Annotated in this window: 10 protein-coding genes; 2 read left to right on the forward strand and 8 right to left on the reverse strand. The window is 70.5% G+C overall.

All coding sequences use genetic code 11. The annotated features are described in order from the left end of the window. Window positions 1–141 precede the first annotated feature (141 nt). Complete coding sequence (gene lexA, locus ACWCRD_RS27990; protein WP_115909488.1) at window positions 142–921, forward strand: transcriptional repressor LexA; 780 nt, start codon at window positions 142–144, stop codon at window positions 919–921. Window positions 922–1,076: 155 nt separating this feature from the next. Here lexA and ACWCRD_RS27995 read toward each other — a convergent pair whose 3' ends face one another. The 4 genes from ACWCRD_RS27995 to ACWCRD_RS28010 form a co-directional block, all read right to left on the reverse strand. Continuing rightward, window positions 1,077–3,053 (reverse strand): ATP-dependent DNA helicase, encoded by a 1,977-nt coding sequence (locus ACWCRD_RS27995; protein WP_450968533.1) that lies wholly within the window; start codon window positions 3,051–3,053, stop codon window positions 1,077–1,079. A 223-nt stretch (window positions 3,054–3,276) separates the two neighbouring features. Beyond that, on the reverse strand, window positions 3,277–4,086 hold the full coding sequence (locus ACWCRD_RS28000; RefSeq protein ID WP_450968534.1) for a GNAT family N-acetyltransferase: 810 nt from the start codon (window positions 4,084–4,086) through the stop codon (window positions 3,277–3,279). 78 nt (window positions 4,087–4,164) lie between these two features. Continuing rightward, window positions 4,165–6,102, reverse strand: a complete 1,938-nt coding sequence (locus ACWCRD_RS28005; RefSeq protein WP_450968535.1) for an IucA/IucC family protein — start codon at window positions 6,100–6,102, stop codon at window positions 4,165–4,167. Window positions 6,103–6,507: 405 nt separating this feature from the next. Further along, window positions 6,508–8,307, reverse strand: coding sequence for a diaminobutyrate--2-oxoglutarate transaminase family protein (locus ACWCRD_RS28010; protein WP_450968536.1), 1,800 nt, complete (start codon window positions 8,305–8,307; stop codon window positions 6,508–6,510). Window positions 8,308–8,445: 138 nt separating this feature from the next. Here ACWCRD_RS28010 and ACWCRD_RS28015 point away from each other — a divergent pair, with 138 nt between their 5' ends. Further along, on the forward strand, window positions 8,446–9,678 hold the full coding sequence (locus ACWCRD_RS28015) for a trypsin-like serine peptidase (protein WP_450968537.1): 1,233 nt from the start codon (window positions 8,446–8,448) through the stop codon (window positions 9,676–9,678). Window positions 9,679–9,765: 87 nt separating this feature from the next. Here the strand turns inward: ACWCRD_RS28015 and hflX are convergent, their stop codons facing one another. The 4 genes from hflX to dapF all read right to left on the reverse strand — a co-directional run bounded on the left by hflX (window position 9,766) and on the right by dapF (window position 16,377). Next, a complete protein-coding gene (gene hflX, locus ACWCRD_RS28020) occupies window positions 9,766–11,259 on the reverse strand; it encodes a GTPase HflX (RefSeq protein ID WP_450968538.1) in 1,494 nt (497 codons plus the stop codon). Window positions 11,260–11,404: 145 nt separating this feature from the next. After that, the gene (locus ACWCRD_RS28025) at window positions 11,405–12,946 is read right to left on the reverse strand and encodes a M1 family metallopeptidase (RefSeq protein ID WP_450968539.1); all 1,542 of its coding nucleotides are present in this window, start codon (window positions 12,944–12,946) and stop codon (window positions 11,405–11,407) included. A 118-nt stretch (window positions 12,947–13,064) separates the two neighbouring features. Continuing rightward, complete coding sequence (locus tag ACWCRD_RS28030; RefSeq protein ID WP_450968540.1) at window positions 13,065–15,188, reverse strand: RelA/SpoT family protein; 2,124 nt, start codon at window positions 15,186–15,188, stop codon at window positions 13,065–13,067. A gap of 298 nt (window positions 15,189–15,486) precedes the next feature. Further along, a complete protein-coding gene (gene dapF, locus ACWCRD_RS28035; RefSeq protein ID WP_450968541.1) occupies window positions 15,487–16,377 on the reverse strand; it encodes a diaminopimelate epimerase in 891 nt (296 codons plus the stop codon). Window position 16,378 lies beyond the last annotated feature (1 nt).

Here is a 16,378-nt window from a genome sequence, read left to right on the forward strand (position 1 = left end):
CGCCAGGTGCCGCGTTAGCCATACACCCAGACACATGATCAAGTACGGCGATCCGCGTTTTTTCACTCGAACGTGTGTTTGGCGCAACCTTTCGAAAGCAACTACCGTTGTCCAGCAGGGAGACCATCGAGAGGGGCCGACGTGACCACCACCGCAGACAGTGCCACCATCACTGCCCAGGACCGCTCCCAGGGCCGACTCGAGCCGGTGCATGCGATGAACGAAGCCGTGAATCCCGAGGGGCCAAAGCGCTCCCTGCCGGGCCGACCTCCAGGCATCCGGGCGGACAGCTCGGGCCTGACCGACCGGCAGCGCCGGGTGATCGAGGTCATCAGGGACTCCGTACAGCGGCGCGGCTACCCGCCGTCGATGCGGGAGATCGGCCAGGCGGTCGGCCTCTCCAGCACCTCCTCGGTCGCACACCAGCTGATGGCACTGGAGCGCAAGGGCTTCCTGCGCCGTGACCCGCACCGCCCGCGCGCGTACGAGGTCCGCGGTTCCGACCAGGGTGCCTCCGTGCAGCCCACGGACACCGCCGGCAAGCCCGCCGCGTCGTACGTCCCACTGGTCGGCCGTATCGCCGCCGGTGGCCCGATCCTCGCCGAGGAGTCGGTCGAGGACGTCTTCCCTCTCCCCCGCCAGCTGGTCGGTGACGGCGAGCTGTTCGTGCTGAAGGTCGTCGGCGACTCCATGATCGAGGCCGCCATCTGCGACGGCGACTGGGTCACGGTGCGCCGCCAGCCGGTCGCCGAGAACGGTGACATCGTCGCGGCCATGCTGGAGGGCGAGGCCACCGTCAAGCGCTTCAAGCGCGAGGACGGCCACGTCTGGCTCCTCCCGCACAACGCGGCGTACGAGCCGATCCCCGGCGACGACGCGACCATCCTCGGCAAGGTGGTGGCAGTGCTGCGGCGCGTATGACGGCTGCGGCGGGCGGTTCGTGGCGAACCACCCTCTGACCGGGCCCCGGGACCCCTGCGCCGGTTCCGGGGCCCTGTGCTGCCCGCTCCCCCGCAAGCGGGTGTTGCGCCTGGTGGTTCGGTCTGTCGCGGCGGCGCGACAGACCAAACCCCCACTCATTCGGCCTCTGACTTCTTCGCCGCCGCGTCGATCGCCGCCAGCGACTTCCGGACCTGGTTACGGTCCGTCGTGTACCAGAAGTCCGGCAGTGACGCCTTCAGATAGCTGCCGTAGCGCGCCGTGGCCAGTCGTTGGTCGAGTACGGCGACCACCCCGCGATCCCCCGAGGCCCGTACGAGGCGGCCGGCGCCCTGGGCCATGAGCAGCGCGGCGTGTGTGGCGGCGACTGCCATGAAGCCGTTGCCCCCGGCATCCTCCACCGCCTTCTGGCGGGCGCTCATCAGCGGGTCGTCCGGACGCGGGAAGGGGATCTTGTCCATGACGACCAGCTGGCAGCTGGGGCCGGGGACGTCGACGCCCTGCCAGAGTGACAGCGTGCCGAACAGGCAGGTCTTCGGGTCGGCGGCGAAATTCTTGATCAGCTCGCCGAGCGTCTCCTCGCCCTGGAGGAGGATCGGGAACTCCGGGATCCGGGAGCGCAGTTCCTCGGCGGCGAGTTGCGCGGCGCGCATGGAGGAGAAGAGGCCGAGGGTGCGGCCTCCGGCCGCCTGGATCAACTCCGTCAGCTCGTCCAGCATGTCCGCACGGTCGCCGTCCCGCGCGGGGCGCGACAGATGCTTGGCGACGTAGAGGATGCCCTGCCTGGGGTAGTCGAAGGGCGAGCCGACGTCGACGCCCTTCCACTGCGGGAGGTCCTCGCCCTCGGTGCCTTCCGGTGCGAGACCGAGGGAGGCGCCGACGCCGTTGAAGTCGCCGCCCAGCTTCAGCGTCGCGGAGGTCAGGACGACCGAGCGGTCCGCGAAGAGCTTCTCCCTCAGGAGCCCCGACACAGACATGGGGGCAACGCGGAGGGAGGCTCCGAAGCGGTCGTGGCGCTCGTACCAGACGACGTCGTACTCGGAGCCGTTCGTGATCCGCTCCGCCACGTCGTGCACCGTCTCGACGGAGGCCAGCGCCTGCTTGCGGACCGCGTCCTCGTCCTGGACTGACTTGTCCCGGGTCGCGCCGATCCCGGAGATCACCGTGCGGCAGGCGTCGCGCAGTGCCATGAGCGCGTACCCGAGGTCCTCCGGGATCTCCTCCAGACGGCCCGGCAGGGCCAGTTCCATCAGCCGCTCGAAGCCCTCGGCGGCGGTCTGGAGCTGGTCGGCGGCCTTCTCGTTGACCAGTTTCGCGGCACGACGGACTGCGCGGTTGACCTGGCCCGGCGTGAGTTCGCCGGTGGCCACTCCGGTGACCCGGGAGACGAGTTCGTGCGCCTCGTCGACGATCAGCACCTCATGCTGCGGGAGGACCGGGGCGCCCTCGATGGCGTCGATCGCGAGCAGGGCGTGGTTGGTGACGACCACCTCGGCGAGCTTGGCACGCTCGCGGGCCATCTCGGCGAAGCACTCGGCGCCGTACGCGCACTTCGTGGCACCCAGGCACTCCCGGGAGGAGACCGACACCTGCGCCCAGGCCCGGTCGGAGACGCCGGGTGTGAGGTTGTCGCGATCGCCGGTCTCGGTCTCGTCCGACCACTCGCGCAGTCGCAGCAGGTCCTGACCCAGCTTGCTGGTGGGCGCGGCCGCCTCGAACTGGTCGAACAGCCCCTCCTCCTCGTCCTGCGGGACACCCTCGTGGAGCCGGTGCAGGCACAGGTAGTTCGATCTGCCCTTCAGCATGGCGAACTCCGGGCGGCGGCGCAGCAGGGGGTGCAGCGCTTCGACGGTGCGCGGCAGATCCCGCTCGACGAGCTGGCGCTGCAGGGCGAGGGTGGCCGTCGCCACGACGACACGCTCCCCGTGCGCGAGCGTGGGCACGAGGTAGCCCAGCGACTTTCCGGTGCCGGTGCCGGCCTGGACCAGGAGATGGGAACCGTCGTCGATCGCCTCCGCGACGGCTTCGGCCATGGTCACCTGGCCGGGGCGCTCCGTACCGCCGACGGCAGTGACGGCAGCATGCAGGAGTTCGGGGAGTGAGGGCTTCGTCATAGCGCGACCACCCTACGACCCGGCACTGACAAACGGGTGATCAAGACGGGGACGAAGGGCGGGATCAAGGCCGGCTGCTCCTCGGGTGAGGGTTAGGAGTGGATCACTCGGGAAGATCGGCTCGGGTGCCCTCGGGACCGGCGCTGTGGAAAACGGATGTGGGGCAGTGGGAACCGGATCGGCTCGGGCGGTGTACCAGAAGTGATGCTGCTGCGACACGGCGTCACAGCAGATCGCGCAGGGACCGGTCTCGGATCATGAGGGCGGCCCGCTTGGCGGGCAGGTCGACCTCGGCGGCGAACCGGAAGCCGGCGCTCAGAAAAGCAGCGACAGAGGGGGTGTTGCGAAGATCGGGTTCCGCAATGACGCGTGCGCAGGCGGGCCGCTTGTCCAGGGCGAGGTCGGCCGCGGCTCTGAGCAAGGTGCCGCCGAGCTTGCGGCCTCGGTCGGCGACCCCGCCGATGAGGAGGTGCAGCCCGGTGTCATGAGGCCGAGCGGGATAGTGGCGGGCCACCGGGTCGAGGTCCGCGCGGTAGATCTCCCAGTAACTCATTGGTGTGCCCTCCAGCACGCCGAGGCACGGAACACTGCGTCCGTCGCCGGAGAGCTGGGCCCGCAGGTGGCTCTCGGTCCGGCTCGTAGGGCCGGCCAGCTCCCAGAACTCCGCGACGGCAGGGTCGTTCATCCAGCGGCTGATCAGCGGTAGGTCCCGCTCGACGTGCACGGGGACAAGGTGGAAGACACCCGCGGGTGTGACGACCGGCCCCCAGTCGGCCACACGGTCGAGGAGGTCGTCGTCGGCTCTGGTGACGGAGACGGGCGGTGCCGGATCCTCGCACCGGCTTCGTTGCTCCTCGGAGTCCGTTTCCGCTGCAAAGAGTGCAAGCAGTTCGTCGGGCAGCCGCAGGTCCAGTGTGTCCTCGTTGTCCGTGCCCGCGCCGGTGCTGCTCTCGGCCGCAACGGGGCTCGAGTCGGCGCCGTGGGCCGTGCCGGGGTGGGTGGCTGCGTGTGCGCTGGCGTCGGTGGGAGGCACGGCGCCGCTCCTCTCAGAAGACGGGATGGGGCATGTTCCTCAGAAGCGAAGGGAGGTGACGGGGGTCGGGTGCGGCTTTCAGGAATGCAGGGGGTTGGCGATGGTGACGTAGACGGACTGGGTGTCGACCGGACCGACGAGTTCGTCGAGGCCGTGCAGACGGGTCAGCAGATTGGCCTTGCAGCGCAGGACGGGTGAGTCCAAGAGGTGGGCAGGAAGTGACGTGCCCAACCGGGCAGGGCCGGAGGCGACGTCATTGAGGAAGTGGCGGAAGGCGGCGAGCAACAGCTGTTCGTCGGCCAGGCGCTGCGAGCCGAAGGCACCGATGAGGCCGAGCACGTTGTTGATCGCGAGGTAGTAGGCGAAACGCTCGTCGGTGACCTCGTCGGAGACGAAGGTGTCACTGTGCTCGCCGATACCGGGCAGCCGGGCGTCGAGCTGGGTGCGTCGGGACTCCCGGAGGTAGTAGCCCTGGTTGTCGCGGTAGCGGCCGCCGGCGGGCCAGCCGTCGGCGTCCAGCAGAAGCAGCGTGTTCTGCTGATGCGCCTCCAAGGCGATCCCCGCCTCCGCGTCGAGCCAGAGCACGGGGCGGACGACCTGCTGGAGGTAGCGCAGGAACCACTCGACGGCAACGGCCGTACGGGGGCGACCGGTTCGGCCCGCAAGGCGCGTGACGACCGTGGCCAGCCGCGACGGCAGGGGCGGCGGGCCGTCTTCCGTGCGGCGGGCGGCGCGCGCCGACTTGCTGTCTGTCGGGGCCTGCGGCCGGGGCGAGACGAGGCCGGCGATGCAGGAGACGTCGTCGGACGGGCTGAACGGGTTGTGGCGGATCATCACGTCGAGTCCGGCCACGGGGCTGCCGTCCGGCGCGTCGACCGCGAGCCAGGCGGGGTCGCGAACGATGTCGAACCCGGGGTGGGCAGCCTGCCACTGCCTGGACAGGCCGCTGCGTAGCAGTCGGTGGACCTCGACACCTCGGTGCAGTTCCTTGCGGAGGTTCTCCCGACGGGAGTTGGTGATCCGCAGGCCCAGCGACAGTTTCAGCATGGCGGGGGAGCCGGTCCGGTGCACGGTGCGTACGGAAGAGGTGGGATGCCAGGGTGAGCCGTGCGCGCCGAGGTCACGGAGGAGCCCGGCATCGAACAGGGGCGCGGTGTCGGCGCGTTGCCGCACCTCGCGCCACTGCCAAGGGTGCAACGGGAGGGCTGCGTAGCCCTCGGGCAGCGCCAGCCCGGCTTCGGCGAGCCGTGCCATGAGTTGGGGCGCGGGGACGGGACGGCCGCGCTCGGTCCAGGCGGAGTCCCAGGCAAGTGCAGAAGGGGCGACAGCCAGCCAGTGCAGAGGGAAGGAGCCGCGCAGTTCAGGTGAGTACGACCGCGCCTCGGCGTCGGAGAGACCTTCGCGGCTCTTGGGAGTGGGATGCAGCGGGTGCCCGAGTACGAGTGCCTGCTCGGCAGCGAGGAAGAGGTCTGGTCCGTCGGCGGGGCGCTCCCGGCGCTCGTGGATGAAGGTGACGGTACGGCGGAGGGAGTCGGCGACGCGGGCGACGAGGTCCGGGCCGGATGTGGAGGCGATGGGGGCGGGGGCCGATGTCCGCGCGGTCCCGGGACGGCAGGCGCCGCCGGTCTCGGGTCCGGCGGTCGCGGGCTGGGCGGCGGTGTCGTTGCCACGGTCGGGCGTTTCCCTGGCCAGCAGTGCGGCGATGGTGACCGCGTCGGCCGGTCGGGAATGTGCGGGGGCGTTGGCGAGGCGCGGGAGACCGAATCGGTGCCATCCCGTCGGGGACCAGTAATCGACGGGGGCGAGGAGGGCCGTGCCGCTGGCGGCCAGGGGGATACGGAGGGTTCCGTCCTCAGGGGCGTGGAGACCGGCTTCGCGCACCCAGCAGCGCAGCAGGTTCTCGACCGCCGCGGCCTCGGCTGCGATGTGCGGGTCCGGGTGATCGAGGAGATCGGCGCCGGCGTGACGCGGGCTCTCGGCGACGGGGGCTTTGCGCTGCTCCGGAACCCGCTCCATGGAGCGACCGTCCCCCGGGGTTCCGCCCTCGGCCGAAGTCCGAGCCGGCCTCTGTTCCGACTCCCGTTCCGCGCCCCGCCCCAGCTCCGGTTCCCGCGCAGCGACTCGTCCCTGCTGGTGAGGCGCCGATGGGGTCGCCCGTGCAGGTGGAAGCTGCTGCGAGGGCGGTGCTTCGGAGGAGCCTCGCTCGGGGGCGTGGGTGCGAGCGTCGGATGCAGGGGTGGGGTTCAAGGCGGTCCTCGTGGGTGGTTCTGGTTCGCGCGGTGACGAACCTGGGCCTTACTGCGCTACCGGCGAAGTGGAGGTATGGGCATCCTGGTTTCAAGGGGTTCGGGGCGTTCAGGGGGTGCGAGGCGTGCGCAGGCGTGGACGTTGGCGCCGACGGCACGGACGAGCGTGCACGCATCAGGTGCCGTGGTGGCCCGCCCGCTCGGCGCGCTCGCCCTGTCGTCGGTGCTGGGGATCAGGTCCGTGCGCCCGTCTTATTCCAGGTGGTCGGCCGGAGCGGTCGCGGGCCGCCGCTTCCACGGCATCGGCCAGTCGGTCCAGCACGGCAGCCGCCTGTTCGTCGCTGATCGTCAGTGGCGGGAGGAGCCGCACGACGCTTGCGTGGCGGCCCCCCACTTCGACGATGAGGCCACGTCGCAGGCACTCCCGCTGGACGGCGGCCGCGAGTTCGGGATCGGCCGGGCGCGGGCCGCCGGCGCGGGAATCCGGCACCGCCGCCGGAACCGTCCCGCGGTGGAGGGGCCCGCAATCCGCCAAGCGAACGGGCGCGCCCGCGCGACTGCTCCGATCCGACCCGTCGGTCTCCCAACCCAACTCGGCGGAACCTCCGTCCAGCCCTCCACACGTCCCAGGCGCCGAGTCCAGTCCCCTGCGCCCCGCGCAATCCCTTTCCGCGTCCACGAGTTCCAGCCCGATCATCAGCCCCCGCCCCCGCACATCCCCGATGCAGGGAAACTCACGTGCCAGGGACCGGAGTTGGGCCAGCATGCGGGAGCCGAGGGTCGCCGCACGCTCGGCGAGGTGGTTTTCTCGGACGTAGGCCAGGGTGGCCGTGCCTGCGGCCATGGCGAGTTGGTTGCCGCGGAAGGTGCCCGCGTGGGCGCCGGGCTCCCAGACGTCGAGGTCGTCGCGGTAGACCACCACGGCCAGGGGGAGGCTGCCGCCGATGGCCTTGGAGAGGACCATCACATCGGGGGTGATGCCACTGTGCTCCACCGCCCAGAAGGCACCGGTCCGTCCGACTCCTGTCTGGACCTCGTCGGCGATCAGCGGGATGGAGCGGGCCGATGTGATCGTTCGCATGCGCCGCATCCACTCGTCCGGCGCTGGGATCACCCCGCCCTCACCCTGGACGGGTTCCAGGATCATTCCCGCGGGACGGCGCACCCCCGATTTGGGGTCGTCGAGGACGGATTCGGTCCAGTGTGCGGCGAGTTCCGCGCCGCGGGGCCCGCCGACTCCGAAGGGGCAGCGGTAGTCCTGGGGATAGGGAAGGCGGGCGACTCGTACGTCCGAGGCGTCCCCGGACGCTTCAAGGGCTCCGGCGGTCATGCCGTGGTAGGCGCCGGTGAAGGCCAGCAGCCCGGTGCGGCCGGTCGCGGTGCGGACGAGCTTCAGCGCGGCCTCCACCGCGTCGGTGCCCGCCGGCCCGCAGAACTGCACGCGCGCGTGGTCGGCGAGGCCACGCGGCAGGGTGTGGAACAACTCGGTGACGAAGGCGTCCTTGACGGGGGTCGCCAGGTCGAGGACGTGCAGCGGGGCACCCGAGTCGAGGACTGTGCGGATGGCCTCCAGCACCACGGGGTGGTTGTGGCCGAGGGCGAGCGTCCCGGCTCCGGAGAGGCAGTCGAGGTAGCGGCGGCCGTCGGCACCCTCGATGGTCAGCCCCCGGGCCCGGACGGGCACGATCGGCAGGGCACGCGCATAGGTGCGCGCCGCCGACTCGCGCGCCGACTGCCGCCGCAGGATCCCCTCGTGCGCGGCCCGGCCGGTCGCGGACACCTCACCGGCAGCACACCGCCCAAGAGTTCCCTCGGACGCGCTCCCGCCGCATGCAGACTCGGCCACGACTCCCTGTCCTCCCACCGGGGAACCGCACACGGACAGCAGAACCCCCACCGGTACCAACCCCCCACCGCTCACCGGGTTACGGGTTGTCTCAAGATCCTTTCCGTGACGGAACCGTTGCCGTTCCATCGGAAGTCCCCCACAGCGAGCGCATAGTGTGTGATGCCGTTCCAAGAAGCCGTGAAGGCACGTGGATCACCTGCTTCGAGCGTGGATTCACGGACGCAGCACCCGATTTGTTCAGTTCATCCCAGGGGGAGTCAGCGCATGCGATCCATCAGGCCGTCCGTCACCGTTCGCCGGGAGAGGGGTGGCCGCCGCAGAACCTCCCCCGTTCTGGCCGCCGTTGCCCTCACATCGGTGCTGGCGCTCACCGCCACCGCCTGCAACTCGGGCAACGACAAGGCCGACGGTCAGGCCTCCGCCTCCGCGAGTGACACCGGCAGCAGCGGTGACGGCAAGATCAAGATCCCGGACGACATCAAGAACAAGCTCAAAGAGCACGGGTTCGACATCGACAAGTGGAAGCACGGCGCCTGGAAGAACTGGAACAAGGACGACTGGCTGCGCGAGGCCGACGAGTTCATCAACCCGATCATCAAGGGGCTGTGGAACCCGGACCGGATGCGGAAGGCCAACGACCCGGACAAGGGCGTCAACGAGAACGACCTCTCCGGTGACCAGGGCGTGACCGACCCCACGCCGGCGCCCGTGGACGCGAAGGCCGTGGCACCTACGTACCACGCCAACGCGGCGGCGTCCGGGAAGGTGTTCTTCGACTCCCCCGAGGGCACGATGGTCTGCTCGGCGACGGTCGTGGAGGACCCGGCCCACCCCGGCAAGTCGAACCTCGTGTGGACGGCGGGCCACTGCGTGCATGCAGGCAAGAAGGGCGGCTGGTACCGCAACATCGCGTTCGTGCCGTCGTACAACAACGCGGGCAGGTCGGCCGCCCAGCTGCAGAACGCCACCAGGGAGGAGGCCGCTCCGTACGGCGTCTGGTGGGGCGACTGGGCGCAGACCTCTCAGCAGTGGATCGAGAAGGGCGGCGAGACCGGCGGTGACGGTGCCTCCTACGACTACGCCGTCATCCATGTGACGCCGGAGAAGGGCGGCAACGGCAAGTCGCTGGAGGAGACGGTCGGTTCGGCGCTGCCTGTCGACTTCAACGCTCCGGCCGTGCCGAAGGTTCCCAGCATCACCGCGACCGGTTACCCGGCAGCACCGCCGTTCGACGGCCAGAGGATGTTCCAGTGCACCGACAGGCCGGGACGCCTGTCGATCAACGCCTCGGACCCCACGATGTACCGCATCGGCTGCACCATGACGGGCGGTTCGTCCGGCGGCGGCTGGGTCGCGACCGGCTCGGACGGCAAGCCGGCGCTGGTGTCCAACACCTCGATCGGCCCGGTGACTTCGGGCTGGCTGGCCGGACCGCGGCTGGGTGCTGTGGCCAAGGGTGTGTACGACTCGGTGAGCAAGAAGTTCGCCGGTCAGTAGAGCTGCTCGTGCTGAAGGCCCGCCCCCTCCTCGGTGAAGGGGCGGGCCTTTGGCGATACTCGATTGTGCGGTGATACGGCCTGCGGCTCAGACCGCCGGGGCCGGGACATACGGCGCGAGGTCCGCCGCCAGCTCCTCGTGCACCCGCACCTTGAGCAGAGTGCCCTCCGGGGTGTGCTCCTCGGAGATCACCTCGCCCTCGTCGTGCGCGCGGGCGACCAGCTTGCCGTGGGTGTACGGCACCAGCGCCTCGATCTCGACGGACGGCCTGGGCAGCTCGTTGTCGATGAGCGCGAGCAGTTCCTGGATGCCCTTGCCCGTGCGGGCCGAGACGGCGATGGAGCGCTTCTCGATCCGCATCAGCCGCTGAAGGGTCAGCGGGTCGGCCGCGTCCGCCTTGTTGATCACGACGATCTCGGGTACGTCGGTGGCGCCGACGTCCCTGATCACCTCGCGCACTGCGGCCAGCTGCTCCTCCGGCGCCGGGTGCGAGCCGTCGACCACGTGCAGGATCAGGTCGGACTCGCCGACCTCCTCCATGGTGGAGCGGAACGCCTCGACCAGGTGGTGCGGCAGGTGCCGGACAAAACCGACCGTGTCGGCCAGCGTGTACAGGCGGCCGCTCGGGGTCTCCGCCCGGCGGACGGTCGGGTCCAGGGTCGCGAACAGGGCGTTCTCGACCAGGACACCTGCTCCGGTCAGGCGGTTGAGCAGCGAGGACTTACCGGCGTTGGTGTAGCCCGCGATGGCGACGGACGGCACCTTGTTGCGCTTGCGCTCCTGGCGCTTGATCTCGCGGCCGGTCTTCATCTCCGCGATCTCCCGGCGCATCTTCGCCATCTTCTCGCGGATCCGTCGCCGGTCCGTCTCGATCTTGGTCTCACCGGGACCACGGGTGGCGAGGCCGCCGCCCTTGCCGCCGCCCATCTGCCGGGACAGCGACTGACCCCAGCCGCGCAGCCTCGGCAGCATGTACTGCATCTGTGCGAGCGCGACCTGCGCCTTGCCCTCTCGGGACTTGGCGTGCTGGGCGAAGATGTCGAGGATCAGGGCCGTACGGTCGATGACCTTGACCTTGACGACGTCTTCGAGGTGGATGAGCTGGCCCGGGCTGAGCTCACCGTCGCAGATGACGGTGTCCGCGCCCGTTTCGAGAACGATGTCCCGCAGCTCGTAGGCCTTGCCGGAGCCGATGTAGGTGGCCGCGTCGGGCTTGTCGCGGCGCTGGATCACGCCGTCGAGCACGAGCGCGCCCGCGGTCTCCGCGAGGGCGGCGAGCTCCGCGAGGGAGTTCTCCGAGTCCTGCACGGTCCCCGTGGTCCAGACGCCGACGAGCACGACACGCTCCAGGCGGAGCTGGCGGTACTCGACCTCGGTGACATCCTCGAGCTCGGTGGAGAGGCCGGCCACACGGCGCAGAGCCGCGCGCTCGGAGCGGTCGAACTGGTCGCCGTCCCGCTCTCCGTCGATCTCGTGGCTCCAGGCGACGTCCTCTTCCATCAGGGCATCGGCCCGAAGACGCTCGGGGTAGGTGTGCGCGAAGCGCTCAGTGTCCTGGGAAGGGGATGAAGAGGAGGTCATTGGATCCTTACGTCGATGGAGATACCGGTACGGCGATCGCGAGAGCGGTCACTGTGGACAACGTACGAGTACCCCGGGAGATTCCCCGCGACCCGTGCCGCCGACCCGAAGATGGTCGCACGGCACGGCCCGTCCGGTCATCGCCTTATTTCGCGGATTTCACGGCCTGCGCACCGGGTGCCGCGGGCTTCCAGTCCGGGTGACCGGGCATCGGCGGAGTCTTCTTGCCGTACAGCCAGCCCTCGAAGAAGCCGCTCAGGTCGCGCCCGGAGATCCGGGAGGCGAGCCGTTCGAAGTCGGCGGTGGTGGCCGTACCGTCGCGGTGGAGGCTCACCCAGGACCTTTCCAGACGCTCGAAGGCGGGGCTGCCGATCTCCTGGCGCAGGGCGTAGAGCACGAGGGCGGCGCCGTCGTAGACGTTGGGCCGGAAGATGCTGATCTTCTGGCCGGGGTCGGGCGCCTTGGGTGCGGCCGGCGGGCCACCGGCGGCTCGCCAGCCGTCGGAGGCGGCGTACGCGGCCTTCATGCGCGTCTCCATGGGCTTGTGTCCCACCTCCTCCGCGTACAGCGCCTCGTACCACGTGGCGTGCCCTTCGTTGAGCCACAGGTCGGACCAGGTCTGCGGGCTGACACTGTCGCCGAACCACTGGTGGGACAGCTCGTGCACCATGATCGACTCGACGTACCACTTGGGGTAGGTGTGGCCGGTGAACAGCTCACTCTCGAAGAGAGAGAGCGTCTGGGTCTCGAGTTCGAAGCCGGTGGACGCCTGTGCCATGAGCAGGCCGTACGTCTCGAAGGGGTAGTGGCCGACCTTGCTCTCCATCCAGGCGATCTGGTCGGGGGTCTTGGCGAGCCACGGTTCGAGTTCCTTGACGTCCTTGGTGGGCACGACGTCGCGCATGGGCAGGTGGTGCGGCCCGGTGCGGTGCAGCACGGTGGAACGGCCGATGGACACCTGGGTGAGCTCGGTGGCCATGGGGTGCCGAGTGCGATACGTCCAGGTGGTCGACCTGGGGCCGCGCTCCACGCCGGTCGGCAGGCCGTTGGCCACGGCCGTGTAGTCGTTGGGGGCGGTGATCCGGATGGTGAACAGCGCCTTGTCGGAGGGGTGGTCGTTGCAGGGGAACACCAGGTGTGCGGCATCGGCCTGGTCGGCCATGGCGAGCCCGTCCTCGGTGCGCACCCAGCCGCCGTCCTGGTCCTTGGCGGCCACGGGGTCGCTGGTGTGCCGCACGGTGATCCGCGTCCAGGTGCCCCGGGGCAGCGGCCTGGCGGGCGTGACGACGAGGTCGTCACCCGCGCTGGTGAAGCCAGCCGGCTCACCGTTGACCTGGACCGATTCGACCTTGCCGTGGGCGAAGTCGAGGTTCAGCCGGTCCAGGTCCGCGGTCGTCGAGGCGTTGATGGTGGTGACGGCCTGGAGGGGCTTGCTGTTGGTGCCGGGATAGGTGAACGAGAGGTCGTACGACTGCACGTCGTAGCCGGGGTTGCCGAGGTCCGGGTAGAGGCGGTCGCCGATGCCCAGGGGAGTCGGGGGCGAGCTCGCGGCCAGCAGGCACACGGAGACGGCGGAGGCGAGCAGTGCGGTCGCCCTCAGGCGGCCTGCAGGGCGGCGGAACCGAGCCGCGGTGCCGGGACGCGGGCCGTCGGGTCGTGGGGCCTGGGAGCGCGGGGTGAGCAGCATGGATCACGGCTATCAGCGCGCGCGTGCCGGACGGCGACGACTCGCGTTCGGCCCACCCGAATGGGTAGGTCGGGTGCAGGTGTGCGGCTCTGGCGCCGTGGGGCGCGCGGCCCGGCGCTCACCCGCCCGGCGTCTGCGCCCGGCTCACGTCGTACACCCCCGGCACATTGCGCATCGCCCGCATCAAGGCGGGCAGGTGGGCCGCGTCCGGAAGCTGGAGGGTGTACGTGTGGCGGACCCGCTGCTGGGTGGGAGGTTCGACCGTCGCGGACACGATCTCGGCGCCTTCGAGTGCCATGGCCTCCGTCAGGTCCGCCAGCAGATGGGGGCGGACGAACGATTCGGCGAGCAGCGTGACCCGGCACTCGGTGGTGTCCCCCCAGCGCACGTCGACCTCCGCGCGCCCCCCGCTCTTCATGCGCTCCACGGCGGCGCACTCGACACGGTGGACGGTGACCACACCGCCCCGCACGGCGAAGCCGGTGACCTCGTCGGGCGGTACGGGCGTGCAGCAGCCGGCGAGCCGTACGGTCGCGCCGGGCTGGTCGACCGTGATGTCGGCGGTGGTGGGACGTGAGCTCAGTCCCTCCGCCGCGGGCCGAAGGGCGACCGAGGGCTCCTCGTCGGTCTCCTGCGCTGCCTGCTGCGCCTCCTCGTGCGTCGGGTGGGCCGCGAGCCACCGCTGGATGGCGATACGGGCGGCAGGCGTGTGGGCGTGCTCCAGCCACTCCCTGGAGGGCTCGGAGGCCGGGTCCTGGCCCATGAGGAGCTGGACGGTGTCGCCGTCCCGCAGGACGGTGCTCAGCGTCGCCAGGCGGCCGTTGACGCGGGCGCCGATGCACGCGTGCGCGTCCTCGCCGTACTGGGCGTACGCGGCGTCCACGCAGGTGGCGCCCTCGGGCAGCCCGAGCGTGCCGCCGTCCGGTCGGAAGACGGTGATCTCACGGTCCTGGGCCAGGTCCTCGCGGAGGGTGGACCAGAACGTGTCCGGGTCGGGCGCGGCCTCCTGCCAGTCGAGGAGGCGGGAGAGCCAGCCCGGGCGGGTGGGGTCGACGCGCTCGCCGTCGGCCGGAGCGTTCTCCTCAGGAGGAGGGGCATAGGGATTGCCGAGCGCGACGACGCCGGCCTCGGCGACCTTGTGCATCTGGTGGGTGCGGATGAGGACTTCGGCGACCTGTCCGTCCGCGCGGGCGACCGCGGTGTGCAGGGACTGGTACAGGTTGAACTTGGGGACGGCGATGAAGTCCTTGAACTCCGAGACCACGGGCGTCATACAGGTGTGCAGTTCGCCGAGGACGCCGTAACAGTCCGCGTCCTCGTTCACCAGCACCAGCAGGCGGCCGAAGTCGCAGCCGCGTAGCTGGCCGCGCTTGCGGGCGACGCGGTGGACGGAGACGAAGTGCCGTGGCCGGATGACGACTTCGGCCGGGATGTCGGCCTCGCGCAGCACACCTCGTACCTCGTCGGCGATCTCGGCGAGCGGGTCGTCGGCGCGGGAGGCGTTGTCGACGATCAACTCCCGTGTGTGCTCGTACTCTTCGGGGTGGAGAATCGCGAAGACCAGGTCCTCCAGTTCGGTCTTCAGCGCCTGGACGCCGAGCCGCTCGGCGAGCGGGATGAGGACGTCGCGGGTGACCTTGGCGATGCGGGCCTGTTTCTCGGGGCGCATGACGCCGAGGGTGCGCATGTTGTGCAGCCGGTCGGCGAGTTTGATCGACATCACGCGGACGTCGCTGCCGGTGGCGACGAGCATCTTGCGGAAGGTCTCGGGTTCGGCGGCGGCGCCGTAGTCGACCTTCTCCAGTTTCGTGACGCCGTCGACGAGATAGCGGACCTCCGAACCGAACTCCTCGCCGACCTGATCGAGGGTCACGTCCGTGTCCTCGACGGTGTCGTGGAGCAGAGAGGCCGTCAAGGTGGTGGTCTCCGCGCCGAGTTCGGCGAGGATCAGCGTCACCGCGAGCGGGTGCGTGATGTACGGCTCGCCGCTCTTGCGCATCTGGCCGCGGTGCGAGGACTCGGCCAGCACGTAGGCGCGGCGCAGGGGTTCGAGGTCGGCGCTCGGGTAGTGGGCGCGGTGGGCGTCGACGACATGGCTGATGGCGCTGGGCAGCCGGTCACGGGAGGCGGGGCCGAGCAGGGCGGCACGGCCGAGGCGGCGCAGGTCGATCCGCGCCCGCCAGCGCGCCGCTGGGCCTGTTACCGGACCTGGGGTCGCGGGATTCGTCGCCTCCGCACTCATGGGCACCTCCGGCTGCGTGGACCGGCGGACGGGGTGCCCCATGGCGGACACGGCTCAGGGGATGGCAACGGTCCCCCGTCCGGGCCGGTGCTTGATGCTACCGAGCCCATCACGTGCGGCCGACCGCCTCTCGCCGAGCGTGAAACGGATCACCCATTCGAGCGAAGGTCTGGAGGTTTACGGTTTCGCGCCACGCGACAGGGAGCCGCCCGTGATTTCGAACGCGCCGACGTCGCCCCGGAGCAACTCCCGTGCACCACCCGGCACACAGGCCTCGGATCCCAAGCCGCCATCGTGTTCAGCGAACGAATGTTTCCAGCCACTCGGAGTCGATCTCGCCCTCGGCGACGATCACTGCGGGGCCGGTCATCTCGATCTCGCCGTCGGGCTGTTCGGTGATGACCAGGGTCCCGCCGGGCACGTCGACGGTGTAGGTCACCGGGCTCCCGGTGACGGCAGGGTCGGCGCCGTCCCGGCGGGCCGCGGCCACGGCGACGGCGCATGCGCCCGTGCCGCACGAGCGGGTCTCGCCGGAGCCGCGCTCATACACGCGCAACGCGACGTGCCGGGGGCCGCGGTCGACCACGAACTCCACGTTCACGCCGTCCGGGTACGCGGAGGCCGGGCTGAACGGCGGCGGTGCGTACAGGTTTCCGGCGTGCGCGAGGTCGTCGACGAAGGCGACCGCGTGCGGGTTGCCCATGTTCACGTTCCGCGCGGGCCAGCTGCGCTCGCCGACGGTCACCGTGACGTCCCCTTCGGGGAGGCGCGCCCTGCCCATGCCGACGGTGATGTCGCCCGCGGCGGAGCCGCTGTCGGATGCGGTCTTTGCGATGTGCACGCTCTTCACGCCCCCGCGTGTGGCCACCGCGAGGTCGCCCTCGGCGACGTGCCCGGCGCGCTGGAGGTAGTGCGCGAACACCCGCACGCCGTTGCCGCACATCTCCGCGATCGAGCCGTCGCCGTTGCGGTAGTCCATGAACCACTCGGCCTCGGCCGCCATGTGCTGCGCCTCGGGGTGCGCGGCGGACCGCACCACGTGCAGCAGGCCGTCACCACCGATGCCCGCGCGGCGGTCGCACAGCGCGGCGACGGCGGTCGGGGGCAGGTCGATGGAGTTCTCCGGGTCCGGCACGATCACGAAGTCGTTCTCCGTGCCGTGGCCCTTGAGGAAGGCGATGCGGGTCATT

Source organism: Streptomyces sp. NPDC002092 (assembly GCF_053593775.1).

Bases quoted from the DNA above. Each gene is read 5' to 3' on its own strand.
- ACWCRD_RS28025 (WP_450968539.1), bottom strand. From the start codon at position 12,946: ATGCTGCTCACCCCGCGCTCCCAGGCCCCACGACCCGACGGCCCGCGT.
- ACWCRD_RS27995 (WP_450968533.1), bottom strand. From the start codon at position 3,053: ATGACGAAGCCCTCACTCCCCGAACTCCTGCATGCTGCCGTCACTGCC.
- hflX (WP_450968538.1), bottom strand. From the start codon at position 11,259: ATGACCTCCTCTTCATCCCCTTCCCAGGACACTGAGCGCTTCGCGCAC.
- ACWCRD_RS28010 (WP_450968536.1), bottom strand. From the start codon at position 8,307: ATGGAACGGCAACGGTTCCGTCACGGAAAGGATCTTGAGACAACCCGT.
- ACWCRD_RS28005 (WP_450968535.1), bottom strand. From the start codon at position 6,102: ATGGAGCGGGTTCCGGAGCAGCGCAAAGCCCCCGTCGCCGAGAGCCCG.
- ACWCRD_RS28015 (WP_450968537.1), top strand. From the start codon at position 8,446: ATGCGATCCATCAGGCCGTCCGTCACCGTTCGCCGGGAGAGGGGTGGC.
- dapF (WP_450968541.1), bottom strand. From the start codon at position 16,377: ATGACCCGCATCGCCTTCCTCAAGGGCCACGGCACGGAGAACGACTTC.
- ACWCRD_RS28030 (WP_450968540.1), bottom strand. From the start codon at position 15,188: ATGAGTGCGGAGGCGACGAATCCCGCGACCCCAGGTCCGGTAACAGGC.